The sequence below is a fragment of the Lactobacillus sp. CBA3605 genome, assembly GCF_002970915.1.
Lineage (GTDB): Bacteria > Bacillota > Bacilli > Lactobacillales > Lactobacillaceae > Lactiplantibacillus.
This window is the reverse complement of the sequence record NZ_CP027190.1, coordinates 1,483,858-1,500,417: the sequence shown is the minus strand read 5'-3', so window position 1 is coordinate 1,500,417 and position 16,560 is coordinate 1,483,858. Positions and strand designations below refer to the sequence as shown.

The 16,560-nt window shown below is 45.1% G+C and carries 5 protein-coding genes; all 5 read right to left on the bottom strand.

From position 1 onward, the window contains the following. Positions 1-243 precede the first annotated feature (243 nt). On the bottom strand, positions 244-441 hold the full coding sequence (locus tag C5Z25_RS07220) for a hypothetical protein (protein ID WP_105452020.1): 198 nt from the start codon (positions 439-441) through the stop codon (positions 244-246). An 11-nt stretch (positions 442-452) separates the two neighbouring features. Continuing rightward, positions 453-1,991 (bottom strand): glycosyltransferase family 4 protein, encoded by a 1,539-nt coding sequence (locus tag C5Z25_RS07215; protein WP_105452019.1) that lies wholly within the window; start codon positions 1,989-1,991, stop codon positions 453-455. A 4-nt stretch (positions 1,992-1,995) separates the two neighbouring features. Continuing rightward, positions 1,996-3,513: a glycosyltransferase gene (locus tag C5Z25_RS07210; protein WP_105452018.1), complete on the bottom strand. Its 1,518-nt coding sequence runs from the start codon at positions 3,511-3,513 to the stop codon at positions 1,996-1,998. Positions 3,514-3,547: 34 nt separating this feature from the next. Next, positions 3,548-5,176, bottom strand: a complete 1,629-nt coding sequence (locus C5Z25_RS07205; RefSeq protein WP_105452017.1) for a glycosyl transferase family 1 — start codon at positions 5,174-5,176, stop codon at positions 3,548-3,550. Between the two features lie 118 nt (positions 5,177-5,294). Further along, on the bottom strand, positions 5,295-16,049 hold the full coding sequence (locus C5Z25_RS07200) for a KxYKxGKxW signal peptide domain-containing protein (protein ID WP_105452016.1): 10,755 nt from the start codon (positions 16,047-16,049) through the stop codon (positions 5,295-5,297). Positions 16,050-16,560: the final 511 nt, after the last annotated feature.

Here is a 16,560-nt window from a genome sequence, read left to right as displayed (position 1 = left end):
GGTCGCCGCACTTCATCAAGAAACACGCTGGTCATGCCTTTCGGGGCATTACCAGCGTGTTTTTTTGTATTCACAACAGAACGTGTTCAGTCACTAACCGGATATCCTGGCGCTTTTGTCGAAAAGTGCTCAGCCAACCAGCGACCTCCGCTTAGCTACACAACCCCGCCGATGCTAAAACCCGCATCAAAGGGGTTACTAGGCTATGCTCAGTCGCTAACCGGTTGGCTGAGCACTCTTACTTCATTGTTCCCATGGATACTTGCCGTTTTCATCTTTTTTTGTCCGCGCCATCAAGCGCTTGGTTTCTTCATCCATTTCGGTGCGAGATTTTTTACGGTGTCGGTGTCGAATAATCAAAACCAGACCACCTAGTACCAAATAGGCCACTAAGCGGATACCCATTTTGATACCTGTGTAAGTCGACATCATAATTAACATTTATCAGGCCCTCACTTTACAGTTGCCGCGACTGGCTTAGCACCACTCGGGAAAGCTTCTAACAATGTTTGCCACTTATCAAAAACTGCCGCCGCTGAATAACGTTGACTATTTTGATAAGCATTAGTGCTATAAGTCGCCAACTTATCTTGATGACTCAACAAATCCAACATTGCGTCTGCTAATTGCTGCACATTACCAGCCGTCGTTAAGACCCCACTAACACCATCTTGGATAATATCACTAGGACCATACTTCACATCGTTCGCAATCATTGGTAACCCATGTGCTTGCGCTTCTAATAACATCAACGAGAATCCTTCGGCCCGACTAGGCAAAAGTCCCACTTGAGCATGGTTGTAGACCGCATTCACATCGTTAGTATAACCTTTGAATTGAATCACTTTTTCTAAATTAGCCGCTTTAACTTGGGCCTTTAGCTGCTGTTCAGTATCACCATTGGCATAGCCCCAAAATTCTAAACGCGCTTCTGGGAACTGCGCATAAACTTGTTGAAAAGCCTCAATCGAATGATTTTGTTGCTTTTCTGGTGATAGCCGCGCGACTTGTACCATCAAATACTTTTGACGCTGTTCAAATGGCACTTGTGGCGCATTTAACGTTGTTTCTTCGACATATCCAACTGGAATTGTAAAGGCCGGAATTGATTGTCCAAATCGAGCAATTACATCTGCTGACTGCTCTGGTGTCGCTGAAATAACTGCATCCCAGTTAGCCCAATTATTCAATGCGTGGGCATAGTTATTGTTAAAGCTAGCATGCAACGAATCAGCCTCTTCACCCACATGATTATTATGCAGATGCAAGATTTTTTTAGCTGGCGTCACCATATTGAACAAGCCCCAAGCGCATTCAACTGTCCGATCACAAATGAAGACATTCTCTTCATCGTTTTGATTCAATTCATCATAGAAGAAACGCGTTAAGTCATTCAAACCATTAAAAGTCCAACTGGTTCCGTGATAGTTCAAGACACGCCAGGTAATCCGTTCTTGCCCAGCATGATTTAAAAAGTGTAATTTTTCAAGATGAATTTGCTCGTCTGGGCCAAAATAAGCTTCTTGGACAATTTTGCCGTCCCAGTCAAACAACTGTTCCAAACACTTCATCCCACGGGTATCCCACCAAGTCATTTTTAAAGTCTTGCCGTTAATATCAAAATACTGCACATTACTGATTTCATCCTCAGTTGGCCGCAAATAAATAATCATCATTAATTTACCTTGGCGGACAACGTGGACTTGACGGTCTTTTCGGGTCTTGATGGCATCAGCCGGAATCTTAAAATCAGCAAGCTTAACTGATTGCGACGAAACCTGTTGGCTGCCACAAAAGAAATCAAATAAATTGACCAAATCTGTATCAGCTAAGCCAGCATCAGCCATAACTGCATGTAAATTCATGGCAAAAATCCGCGTCACAATCTTAGCCGGAATCTGATGTTGCTTAAAAAGCTCTAAGCGTTTCAATTCTGCATGTTCAATCCCAGATTTAGAAAATTGTAAGTTGTCATTCAAAAAATAATACAAATTTTTATCCTCCGTTTTTCAACCCTAATAACCGTTGCCACTGATGCCAAACCTTTAAGTAAGTCTGCTCAGTATGCAATTTATGATAAGCAGCTTCACTAAATGCCGTCAATTGTTTCGTATCAGTCAACAATTGCACGATATGATTACTCATTGCAAGCTGATCGCCTGGTTCAACAATGTAACCATCCTGACCATCATTAATAAAATCCCGTGGCCCATAATTAAAGCGATAGCTCACAACTGGTACACCTTGTGCCATTGCTTCTGGCATTGCCATTGGCCCACCATTAACTAACTCGGTATTCAATAACAACTGATAATCTTGATAACGTTGTTTTAAATCTGGTTGATAGCCACTTAGATGGACATTGGTCTTCAGGTCAAGTTCATCAATTAATGCGATGAGCGTCTCAAGATACGCCGTATCACCATAACCATATAAATCTAGTTGGATGGTCGGTATTTGATGCTTTACTAATGCCACGACTCGAATCAACTGATCAAGCTGCCGGTCTTCTGCCAATCGACCCACATATAACAGCTGTTTAGGCCGTTGTGTGATCGGTGTAAGTTGACTTTGGCTTAACGGTGTCGTCGCAACTACTGGCAACTGAGTAACTGTCGCCTGTGGGAATCGTGTTTGTAAATGCTGTGCTTGAGACGTCGTTGATGTGATAAAGCCATTAAAATGAGGCGCATTATCAAGGGCCGGTTCCAAGAAGCCATCTAACGGCGCATGTAACGGATCATTTAGCGCCTTTGCATGGTAAATAGGGACCATAACGTATTTTTTAGCATCATCATTTAATTGTAATAATGGTTGCACCCCAGTCCCAGGACGGTCACTAATAAAGGTCGTCACTTCAGTATCTTGGTGACTTAGTTCAGCAATGAAAAAATTAAATAAATCGGTCGTATTTTGGAAGAAACGATCCCCTTGGCCTTGGTAATCCTTAACAATTAACCGTGACGCTAATGGGTTGCCCTTCGTATCCGGCACAAAATATTGTTCCATGGCAATTTTTCCAGCTGGCGTATAGTACCGTTCCATGGTCAACTTACCATTTTGGCCAAAATACTGTGTACTCGATTTAAAGCCACGCCAGTCCCATAAATCAGTTACCATTCGATTGCCTTGATTATCCATAAATTCTTGATAAAAAACACGACCGATGGTACCCGGAATGAACCCGACATTTTCAACTAACTCGTCACCATTAAAAACACGACTGAAATTAGCGCCAACTTCGACGGCATATTCAACGGGTAACTGAAGTTCTTCCGTGTGATAAACCTTGGTAGGAACTGTCGTTGCCTGTTGAAAATAATCGAACATGTTAAGCACGTGATCAGCTGGCAATTCAAACGTCTCAATCGTTTGGTGTAATAAACGATCATACATTTTAGTCACAATTTTAGCCGGTGTTTGGTAGTGATTAAAAAGCTTTACCCGATCCATCGCACTATGTTCCACACTAGAATTTTTAGGTAGTAAATATTCATTAATAAAGTAAAACATACTAACATCCTCTCCGAATCATGATGGCACTCGTTTATTGGTACGTATAATTATAGTAATTGATTAATCCTGATAAGAAGTGTTCACAGTCATCAATCCGAGTTCGAAAGCTATCATGTCGTGCATAAAAGCCCCCGATAAACTTAGCTGGTCGGTAATAATACATTGCTAATTCTGGTAAGAAGCTCCCTGTCGTCACTTCATATTCCGCACGATATTTTAAAACTTGTCGTAATCGGATAACATCATACGGTGCCAGTAAATCCTCATTACCGGAAGCCCGCACAAAGTCAGTCATTTTAACGGCGGCATCGACTAATTCTAATAACGTCGGATAAGTGGTATCACGTTCTTCGATGAACTTTAAGTGAATGAACACATTCTTCAGACCCAACGCCATGTAATCGCGGTTGTCTGGAAAAACTTGTAAGGCTTCATTAATCGCATATGAGATCCAGTGATCATGGTACTTTCCGTAATCATTAGCCACCATATAATCTAGAATTTGCTTAACCAATTCAAGAACGGCTGGATCGTGATTTAATTCGTACAACCGCGATAGGCCGAATGCCACTTCACCTTCATAATAAATCGTTCGATAAGCACTTTTAAGGGTTAAGTCCGTGTTTAACACGTGATTTAATTTCCCAGAAGCTTCACGGAAAAATGGCACCCCTTTAAAGGCCTTATTTAAAACTGGTTCAAAACTTTTATCACCCGTAACCGTTTGATATTGGCAAAGCGTTAGCATGAGTAAGGCTTGGCCCCCCAATTTAAGCTCCCCATTATCATTAATAAAGAGTGCGCCTTGCTGTTCAATCGTTGCGTTGTCCAGTCCCCACTGAATCGCTTGCTTAACTTTGACATAGTCCGCGGTACGACCAGTAAACGGAATCGCTTCTAGCAAGGCATACAGTGATGAAAAGTGTCGCACACAATTATAGTTAGATAATACTTTTTGTCGACTTGGAAAATAGCCATAAACAAATTGCCCGTCAGGTTTAATTTGATTAATCAAAAAGGTTTCGCCTTGGTCAATCACAGATGCAATCTCTTTCTGTGGATCAGTGAGCACTCGAATCCCCTTAGCACAATTTTCCTTCGTTTCCAACGTCCATAGCTGATCACCATCGGTAAAGACCCCAGCTGTCGTAAAGACCCAGACAAATTCAGTCTGTTCAATATCGACTGGTAGTGAACCCATTCGTTGCTTTAAATAGGGTGTAATCCGCTGATAATCAGCCCACGATCCAGACCGATTCCGACCAATGCGATGCTCCTTACTTGGTCGGAAAAAGGCTTGTCCATTAATTTCCATCTCTAACAAGGCCGTTTTAAAATCAGCATCGAAACTCACACCATACCGCCAATAATTCATACGGAACGTCGCTGCTAATCGCTGCACAAATTCTGCTCGTGGTAAGCGCTGAATTGACTGAATGCTTTCAACTCTAACCCAGCTGTGTTGCGGCGTTGTCGCCAAAATCGTCTCAACTTCTTGCCAAGCTTGATTGAATGTTTCTTGGCGAATAAATTGAACCTTAGCTCGATGTTGTTGATCAGAAATGGATACTGCCAGGGTGACCGTATTGGTCCCATGATCCACCACATTTCCAGTCGCTAAAACGGCCTGTTTTAATTGTTTAATGGTTGTCTTTTGCACGTTAGTCACCTTGCCTTTTTCTATTATGTATATCAGGGAAGCTATTAAGCCTCCCTGATGTGTTAACTCTAATTTACCATGTTACTGACAAGTCATCATGCAAAACCACCTATAAATCTTAGTTCTTGTTACGACGACGCCAGCCAATGGCTAGAACACTACCCAAAGCAGCAGCGGCAATAGCAGCTAACCAAGCCCCAATTGTTGCCCAGTTATTGCTTGAACTAATCTTATCGCTATCACTTTGTTTCTTATCTGGCAGTATTTCTTTAGCAACAGTCTTCGTCTTGGCCGCTTTCTTCACAGCTGCTTTAGACTTAGCCTTTTTGCTAGTTGTATTAGTTGCTTCACCAGTATCACTATTGGTACTTGCTTGCGCCGCAGTTGCTAATGCAACCGCTGGTGTTGTTGATGCTGCACCATCGCTCAAGGCATTGCCAGTTGTTGCAGCGTTAGTAGCAGTTACACCACTAACATTGGCATTGTTAGTTTGAGCACTGAGACTAGTAATACCGGTCGTTCCATTGCCAGTAGCGGTATTGGCTACTGCACTTAATTGTGTCGTAGTCGTGCCATTACCCATGTTGGAACTGGTTGTTGATCCGGTTCCAGTAGTCGTGTTATTACTACCGTTGGTTGACCCGGTTCCAGTAGTCGTGTTCGAACCATTATTTGAACCAGTAGTCGAACCTGATCCGTTACCTGTTCCTGAACCATTACCCGTACTACCATTGCCTGAACCAGTATCACCATTGCCTGAACCAGTATCACCTTCAGAGCCAGAATCAGTTCCTGAACCATTACCTGAGTCAGTGTCAGTATCAGTATCTGTGTCGGTATCAGTATCCGTATCGGTATCAGTATCGGTATCCGTGTCGGTATCTGTATCTGTATCGGTATCTGTATCCGTATCAGTATCCGTGTCGGTATCCGTGTCGGTATCCGTATCAGTATCAGTATCGGTATCTGAGTCGGTATCCGTATCAGTATCCGTGTCGGTATCTGTATCTGTATCCGTATCGGTATCGGTGTCGGTATCAGTATCTGTGTCGGTATCAGTATCTGTATCCGTATCAGTATCGGTATCCGTATCCGTGTCGGTATCCGTATCGGTATCTGTATCCGTGTCGGTATCCGTATCTGAGTCAGTATCGGTATCAGTATCGGTATCCGTGTCCGTATCGGTATCAGTATCCGTATCCGTATCGGTATCCGTATCCGTATCCGTATCGGTATCCGTGTCCGTATCCGTGTCGGTATCAGTATCGGTGTCGGTATCCGTATCCGTATCCGTGTCAGTATCAGTATCGGTATCTGTGTCGGTGTCGGTGTCGGTATCCGTGTCGGTATCAGTATCTGAGTCAGTATCGGTATCAGTATCAGTATCAGTATCCGTATCAGTATCCGTATCAGTATCGGTATCCGTATCGGTATCTGTGTCGGTATCAGTATCGGTGTCCGTATCGGTATCGGTATCTGTGTCGGTATCAGTATCGGTATCCGTATCAGTATCTGAGTCAGTATCGGTATCCGTGTCCGTATCCGTGTCGGTATCGGTGTCGGTATCCGTGTCGGTATCTGTATCTGTATCGGTATCAGTATCTGTGTCGGTATCGGTATCAGTATCCGTATCAGTATCAGTATCGGTATCGGTATCAGTATCCGTGTCTGAGTCGGTATCAGTATCCGTGTCGGTATCGGTATCAGTATCGGTGTCCGTATCGGTATCCGTGTCGGTATCGGTATCAGTATCCGTGTCGGTATCCGTATCGGTATCCGTATCTGTGTCGGTGTCGGTGTCGGTATCCGTGTCCGTGTCCGTGTCCGTGTCGGTATCCGTGTCGGTATCGGTATCCGTATCAGTATCAGTATCTGTATCGGTATCAGTATCCGTATCTGTGTCGGTATCAGTATCCGTATCCGTGTCGGTATCGGTATCAGTATCCGTATCAGTATCCGTGTCGGTGTCGGTATCGGTATCAGTATCTGTATCTGTATCAGTATCAGTATCAGTATCGGTATCGGTATCGGTATCTGTGTCGGTGTCGGTATCCGTATCCGTGTCGGTATCCGTATCAGTATCTGAGTCGGTATCCGTATCAGTATCCGTATCCGTATCCGTATCTGTATCCGTATCTGTGTCGGTATCCGTGTCCGTATCGGTATCGGTATCGGTATCAGTATCAGTATCGGTGTCGGTATCAGTATCAGTATCGGTATCGGTATCCGTATCTGTGTCGGTATCGGTATCAGTATCCGTGTCTGAGTCGGTATCAGTATCCGTGTCGGTATCCGTATCAGTATCGGTATCCGTATCTGTGTCGGTATCGGTATCGGTATCAGTATCAGTATCGGTATCTGTATCAGTATCTGAGTCGGTATCCGTATCAGTATCTGAGTCGGTATCCGTATCAGTATCGGTATCTGTATCAGTATCAGTATCCGTGTCGGTATCAGTATCTGTGTCGGTATCGGTATCAGTATCTGAGTCGGTATCCGTGTCCGTATCGGTATCAGTATCAGTATCCGTGTCGGTATCCGTATCAGTATCGGTATCAGTATCGGTATCAGTATCAGTATCGGTATCGGTATCGGTATCAGTATCCGTGTCTGAGTCGGTATCAGTATCCGTGTCGGTATCGGTATCAGTATCGGTATCAGTATCTGTATCTGTGTCGGTGTCGGTATCCGTATCAGTATCCGTGTCCGTATCGGTATCGGTATCGGTATCCGTGTCGGTATCAGTATCCGTATCCGTATCCGTATCTGTATCGGTATCAGTATCAGTATCAGTATCGGTATCTGTGTCGGTATCAGTATCCGTATCAGTATCGGTATCAGTATCAGTATCGGTGTCGGTATCAGTATCAGTATCGGTATCGGTATCCGTATCTGTGTCGGTATCGGTATCAGTATCAGTGTCTGAGTCGGTATCAGTATCCGTGTCGGTATCCGTATCGGTATCAGTATCGGTGTCCGTATCGGTATCAGTATCCGTGTCTGAGTCGGTATCAGTATCCGTGTCGGTATCGGTATCGGTATCAGTATCGGTGTCCGTATCGGTATCCGTGTCGGTATCGGTATCCGTATCAGTATCCGTGTCCGTATCGGTATCGGTATCCGTATCGGTATCCGTATCTGTGTCGGTATCGGTATCAGTATCCGTATCAGTATCCGTGTCGGTATCGGTATCAGTATCAGTATCAGTATCTGTATCCGTATCCGTATCAGTATCCGTATCGGTATCGGTATCCGTATCGGTATCGGTATCAGTATCTGTATCAGTATCAGTGTCAGTGTCCGTGTCCGTGTCCGTATCCGTATCGGTATCCGTGTCGGTATCCGTGTCAGTATCGGTATCGGTATCTGTGTCGGTGTCGGTATCCGTATCCGTGTCGGTATCCGTATCAGTATCTGAGTCGGTATCCGTATCCGTATCCGTATCTGTGTCGGTATCAGTATCTGTGTCGGTATCAGTATCTGTATCGGTATCGGTATCCGTATCGGTATCTGTGTCGGTATCAGTATCTGTATCCGTGTCGGTATCCGTATCTGAGTCAGTATCGGTATCGGTATCAGTATCCGTATCCGTGTCGGTATCCGTATCTGTGTCGGTATCCGTATCGGTATCAGTATCTGAGTCGGTATCCGTGTCCGTATCAGTATCAGTATCAGTATCGGTGTCGGTATCAGTATCAGTATCAGTATCGGTATCAGTATCGGTGTCGGTATCGGTATCAGTATCGGTATCAGTATCGGTATCAGTATCTGAGTCGGTATCGGTATCAGTATCCGTATCGGTATCAGTATCAGTATCCGTATCGGTGTCGGTATCAGTATCTGTGTCGGTATCCGTGTCCGTATCGGTATCAGTATCAGTATCCGTGTCGGTATCGGTATCAGTATCAGTATCGGTATCAGTATCTGAGTCGGTATCGGTATCTGTATCCGTATCGGTATCGGTATCCGTATCGGTATCCGTATCGGTATCCGTGTCGGTATCGGTATCCGTATCAGTATCGGTATCGGTATCCGTATCGGTATCGGTATCCGTATCGGTATCGGTATCAGTATCCGTATCGGTATCAGTATCAGTATCTGAGTCGGTATCGGTATCAGTATCGGTATCAGTATCCGTATCGGTATCCGTATCGGTATCCGTATCAGTATCGGTATCCGTGTCGGTATCGGTATCTGAGTCGGTATCTGAGTCGGTATCGGTGTCGGTATCAGTATCCGTATCGGTATCAGTATCAGTATCAGTATCCGTGTCCGTATCAGTATCAGTGTCGGTATCAGTATCAGTATCGGTATCGGTATCCGTATCGGTATCTGAGTCGGTATCCGTGTCGGTATCAGTATCAGTATCGGTATCCGTATCCGTATCCGTGTCGGTATCCGTATCTGTGTCGGTATCGGTATCCGTATCAGTATCAGTATCAGTATCCGTATCGGTATCGGTATCGGTATCAGTATCAGTATCTGAGTCGGTATCGGTATCCGTATCAGTATCGGTATCGGTATCAGTATCTGAGTCGGTATCGGTATCCGTGTCGGTATCTGTGTCCGTATCGGTATCAGTATCAGTATCGGTGTCGGTATCAGTATCAGTATCGGTATCTGTGTCGGTATCAGTATCAGTATCGGTATCGGTATCAGTATCGGTATCAGTATCAGTATCAGTATCGGTATCGGTATCAGTATCGGTATCGGTATCAGTATCGGTATCCGTATCCGTATCGGTATCCGTATCAGTATCAGTATCGGTATCAGTATCGGTATCAGTATCGGTATCAGTATCCGTATCGGTATCTGAGTCGGTATCAGTATCCGTGTCGGTATCGGTATCAGTATCGGTATCGGTATCTGAGTCGGTATCAGTATCCGTGTCGGTATCTGTATCTGTATCCGTATCGGTATCTGTGTCGGTATCTGTATCAGTATCAGTATCAGTATCGGTATCCGTATCCGTGTCGGTATCCGTATCCGTATCCGTATCCGTATCTGTATCCGTGTCGGTATCCGTATCTGAGTCAGTATCGGTATCCGTATCGGTATCCGTATCAGTATCCGTATCAGTATCAGTATCGGTATCAGTATCAGTATCGGTATCCGTATCAGTATCCGTATCGGTATCCGTATCCGTATCAGTATCCGTGTCGGTATCAGTATCAGTATCAGTATCTGTGTCGGTATCCGTATCCGTGTCAGTATCAGTATCGGTATCTGTGTCGGTATCCGTGTCGGTATCCGTATCTGAGTCAGTATCAGTATCGGTATCAGTATCCGTGTCAGTATCCGTATCGGTATCGGTATCAGTATCGGTATCTGTGTCGGTATCAGTATCTGTGTCGGTATCGGTATCTGAGTCAGTATCGGTATCCGTGTCGGTATCGGTATCCGTGTCGGTATCTGTATCAGTATCCGTATCCGTGTCGGTATCCGTATCGGTGTCGGTATCGGTGTCGGTATCGGTATCAGTATCTGAGTCGGTATCCGTGTCAGTATCAGTATCAGTATCGGTGTCGGTATCCGTATCAGTATCGGTATCCGTATCGGTGTCGGTATCGGTATCGGTATCGGTATCGGTATCGGTATCGGTATCCGTATCGGTATCAGTATCTGAGTCGGTATCGGTATCAGTATCCGTATCGGTATCCGTATCAGTATCCGTATCGGTGTCGGTATCAGTATCCGTATCGGTATCTGTGTCGGTGTCGGTATCCGTATCCGTATCCGTATCGGTATCCGTATCCGTATCCGTATCAGTATCAGTATCGGTATCCGTATCGGTATCGGTATCCGTATCAGTATCCGTATCGGTATCTGTGTCGGTATCAGTATCCGTGTCGGTATCCGTATCGGTATCCGTATCGGTATCAGTATCAGTATCGGTATCTGTGTCGGTATCAGTATCAGTATCGGTATCTGTGTCGGTATCAGTATCAGTATCGGTATCTGTGTCGGTATCCGTATCCGTATCCGTATCAGTATCCAACGCATCTGCAGCTAACGCGGCGTAATAACCAGCATCATCGGTTGCTTGCGCAGCTTTTTTCTTGGCCTCTGCAGCACTTGAAGCAGCTTCCTGCGCTTTTTTAGCATAACTTGACGCAGCCGAATTTTGACCAGCAGCTTCTGCTGAATCAGCATTAGCTTGCGCTTCCTTAGCAGCAGCAGCAGCACTTTTAGCATCTTCTGTAGCTTGTTGTGCTGTTGCAGCAGCATCCGCAGCCTGTTGTGCATATGAACTAGCAGCGCTATTACCATCCGCATATTCATCAGCAATGTTGGCATATGATCCAGCAATACTACCATAGACTGAAGCATCATCTGCTGCTTCACTGGCTTCATTGGCTGAAGATTCAGCTGCTGAAGTTTGGATCGCATTAACCGTTAGATAAGCACTACCAAGCGTAACCGTCTGAGTTGTGACAGTACCATCATCAGCAGTTGAAGTTCCAGTAATCACAAGGTAATAGTAACCAGAATCATTAACTGAAATATCATCCTTGTTTAACGTAGCACCATTAGCACCACTGATAGCAGTACCAGTGCCATCTTGAGTCTTGGAGTAATACCATTGGTAACTAATGTCATCACCGGCATCGCCAAGACCACCATCTGGAATCCACTCAATTGTGTCACCAGCATTAACTTCTTTATCATCTAAACCATTACCGATAGTAATGACTTTAGAAGTTGAGTAGGTGCTACCATCCGCATTAGTAATCGTAACCATAATCGTGACAGTCCCACTACCAACTACCGTAATTAAACCGGCATTATCAATAGTAGCAACACTTTCATCACTACTTGACCAAGTGATTTCACCGGTTGCATTGCCTGGATTAGTTGTAACAACGTATTGACCGGTCGTCGCATCATCGTCACCACCAACCGTCGAAATTACGATATAGTCATCACCGCTAATTTCAACGCCAGTTGCTGGAATATCACTATCATAAACGTTCACTTGCGCTAAATCACTGGCATAAGTTGCCGTTGTGATACCTAAGTCTTTAAACGTTGTAACCATTTGGAAAATTAATGACCCTGTAAATGAATCGCTTAATTTGACAGTCAAGGCACTCCGGCCAGTTGAAGCCAGCCCTACCAAGGAACCACTATCATTACCGACTGCCGTCGCACTAACAAAGTAGCCAGCCTTTACTGCGGCCGCAACGGTCATCCAAGTCCCATTAATTTGGACATACCAGGTATTCGTAACCCCAATTGCTGGAACGCCTAATCCTAATGAAGACGAAGCTGACAAGGTGAAGGTATTCCCGGATTTCGTTGACGTCACTGCGGCTGGTTGAGAGGTCATCCCACCGACAACGACTACGCCAAAGACCGTACCAGCATTTCCTGTTTTATTCGATTGCTTGCTTCCCAAATTATTGGAGAAAGCAACTGCGGAATCAGCAGCAACACTCCCTGAATTAGCAGCAGCGGTTGCCATTGCCGCATAAGAACTCGCATCAGCGTAAGCACGATCCGCACTAGTGACATAAGAACTTGCATCGGCAAAGTTCCCGGCATTAACTGCAGAAGTGGCCATGCTCATATATTGAACGGCCATCGCTGCAGCCGAATTGGCAGCAGCAGCGGCGCTATAAACATCTTCAGCGTAACCCTTGGTATCAGCAACATATGATGAGCCTAAAGCTGTATTGCTGGCATACTTCGCTGATAACGAGTTGGCAACTGATGCAGCTGAACTTGCAGCTGAACTCGCGGCTGCAGCAGCGTTTTTAGCATCTTGAGCTAAGGAGTTATAATACGTGCTTTGTGCTTGAACAATGGTTGAAGTCACCATGTTAGCCGCACTTTGCGCAGCATTCAACTCATTAGTGGCATAAACCAATCGTAATGCCGCTAAATCCTGTTGCACGGAAGCGTTACTATAATCACCTGTTGCTGCATATGATTGCGCCAAGCTGGCAGCGGCACTAGCATCAGCCGCATAAGATTGAGCGGCGGAAGCGGCGGAAGCGGCAGCAGAAGAATAGCTGGCCGTTCCATTATTGAAGTTAGGTGAAGCAGTATAAGCATTGTTGGCATTGTTGGCATTGGAGGCCGCTAAACTAGCTTGCTTGGCCGCTGAAGAAGCGGCAGCGGCGGCGGCGGCGGCATAGCTTGAGGCTAAATAGTCAGCAGCGGCGTTATCTTCAGTTTCACTGACCGCTTTTTCTAGCGCCGTATTTAGTGCAGCCATCGCTGCTGAAGCAGCGGTTGAGCCCAATGTTGCATATGAATTCGCATCGTTAGCGTAACTAGCCGCATTAACAGCATATGAGCTAGCCAATTCATAATTTCCACTAGCTTCATAACTTGCAGCACTAGCTTGCGCAGCATTGGCGGCACTAGCAGCACTAGCAGCTAATGCTGCATAAGAGCTTGAAACTTTGTAAGAAGAATTGGCTTGACTAGCATAAAAGCTAGCTAAAGATCCATTCAAGTTAGCTGAAGAACTGGCATTTTTAATCGCATCACTAGTTGCATTGGCATTTGAATTGGCACCATTAGCGTAGTCTGACGCAACATTAGCAGAACTGCTAGCTTGATCAGCGTACGTTCCAGCTGGATCAGTAACCACAACTGTCATAACATTCGATGCAGCTTTAAATTTAGTGGTATAAAGAACTAATGTCTTCGACCCAGAAATCACAGCTTGGAAATAGTAAGTCCCAGCGACATTCATTGACGCACTGTAACTAGCTGCCGTGGCACCGCTAATAATGGTCCAAGTCTTACCATCAGTTGACATGTACCAAACATAGGTTTTCCCAGAAGTCGTATAACCGGTCCCTATTCCTGAAAGATCAGTGGTTAGATTAACCGAACTACCGACATTAATCGTCTCATTAGTAACCGAAGTTGTCAGAACTGCACCATCAGCATCCGTTTGTTCATTAGAAACATCCGTACTGAATTTTTTAGCTAACGTAGCGTTCGTTGCTGCGATTGCAGCGTAACTATTGGCTTCTTCCGCCGCAGTAGCTGCGATTCGAGCATACGAGTTCGCATCTTTAGCGGTGGTAGCTGTAGCTGCCTCAGCGGTTGCTAAGCTAGCCGTCGCATAGGCGGCTGCCGCAGCCAATGCTGCTGAATTAGCTAAGCTCGCATATTGTGAAGCCTGCGTCCCAACATAATTAGCTGCCTCACTAGCTTGTTTGGCTGCTGAAATACTAGCGGTACTAGCAGTCGTCGCATCTTTAGCTGCTGACGAGGCCGTATCACTAATTGAGATACTTGTGGCTGTGCTAGCTGCTGACTGTGCGGTTGAATTGGCCGCAGTCGCAATATTCTTTTGATTAACCGTGGTGGTCATATTTACCGTAGCGCTTGAATAAGCGGTACTTCCAGCAGCATAATCATCGGCTGCCGCTGCTGATACAGCATTGGCATAAGCGACTGAAGCTTGTTGTGCAGCAGATTTAGCATTAATTGCAGCAGTTGAAGCGGCTGCAGCATTACTCGTTGCCGTGTTATAGGCAGCGGCAACGGAGGAACTATTTTTATCATATTGTGTTGCTAAATAAGCACTATTGGCCGCATCAGCTGCTGAACTAGCAGCAGCTTCGGCAGCTTTAGCAGCATCGCTGGCAACAGCGTATGTACTGCTTGCCATGCTAGCTAAACCTTGAGTTGCAGCACTACGCGCGGTTTCGGCTGCTGAAGAAGCGGTCGTGGCATAGTCAGCTGCGGCGGTTGCAGCTGATTGAGCAGCCTTAATGGCATCAGCGTAACTCAATGCGTTGTCTGAAGGTGTCCCCACCCCATCATCAACGGCATCTAAATACATATTCGCCAAACTATTATAATGTTTAGCTAAATCTGCCATCTTCAAGGCTTCTTGGTAAGCACTTTGGGCAGAGCTATAAGCACTCTGTGTTTGTAAATTATTAACTAAGCTCGCGTAACTACTAGCGGCAACCGCATATGAAGAGGCCAAATTTGCAGCTGAATTTGCAGCATTGGCGGCACTACTATCGGTGTTATTGCCTTTGCTAGCAGCATTACGAGCTGCTTTAGCCTGAGCAGCCGCAACGGCAGCTTCATCAGTAATATCAGCGGTGGCTTGACTCGTTAAATTCTGATTAGTCGCCGCACTGCTGACTGACGAAGACAGTTTGTCCGCATCACTAGTTGCTGTGACGGTATTATCAGTGCTCGTTACTGCTGCAACACTGGCGCTAGCAGTATCCGTTGTACTACTGCTAGTTGCAGCTGAGCTCGCAGTGGAAGTTGTCGTTGAACTGGTTGTTGCCGTGCTACTGGCGGCACTGCTAGTTTCTACAGTACTGCTACTAGTCGCACTACTGGTTTTGGTCGCGGCGCTACTGCTACTTGCACTGGTCGTCGTCGCATCACTAGCTGCAGTGCTACTGGTTGCACTAGCGGTACTGCTACTACTAGTTGCGGTGCTACTTGCAGCTGATGAAGTTGTAGAACTGGCTTTCGTACTAGCCGTGGCACTACTACTGGTTGCATCGCTGCTAGCGACACTACTGCTACCACTGGCAGCGGTCGCCATTGCTGCAGCTAATGACGCTGCATCAGTGGCGCTGGAGCTGGTACTACTGCTGGTTGTCGTTGTTGCTGCACTGGTAGCAGCCGCCAATGCCGTTGCTGACGCATCATCAGTATCCGCAACGGTAGTGTGAGTAGTCGTCGCACTACTGGTGGCAGTCACACTCGCCGTTGTTTCATTATTAGTTGTCGTCTCGGCATGGGCTGCTAATTGCATCCCACCAGTTAAAGCGAAAGTCGCCATGGTGGTAAACACCCAAGAACGGCCAACTTTAAACATCTTGTATCGCAATTTAGGATCGCCTTTAAAAGCCGTATTCCTCAAGAATTTCACAATTATGCCCTCTTTCACAAATCTTAAAAGTATCAAAATATAATTTTATTTAATTGATTCAATGCATTAATCGTCATTGACAAACTACATTGTATCATCAATTTATTGATACGTGGGGATAATTAATCCCGTTAACCTTTATCGACCTGCAGGATATAAATGTGAAAGTCACTTTACTTGCACAGAATCAAAAACTACTGTCACAGGCGTTTTTAGCCGTTAAATCAAGATTATGGTTCTAATAATTTATATCTAATATGCGTTATAAAACTGATGGCCGCAGTATCAAACTGACGTGATTAGTTTATCAACCGACTCAACTAATTATGTATTCACCCGGTATATTTTGGTTAATGGATCGATTTAATTTAACAACTTTCACGTTAAAATGAACCCGCTTCCATTAATTTTTTTATCATTTTTTTGATTTTTATTTTTTTTATTTTTTTTTTGCAATTTAGTTTTATTCTTAAAGTTTAAGAACTGTTTTAAACGTGCTGTGTCTCATCTT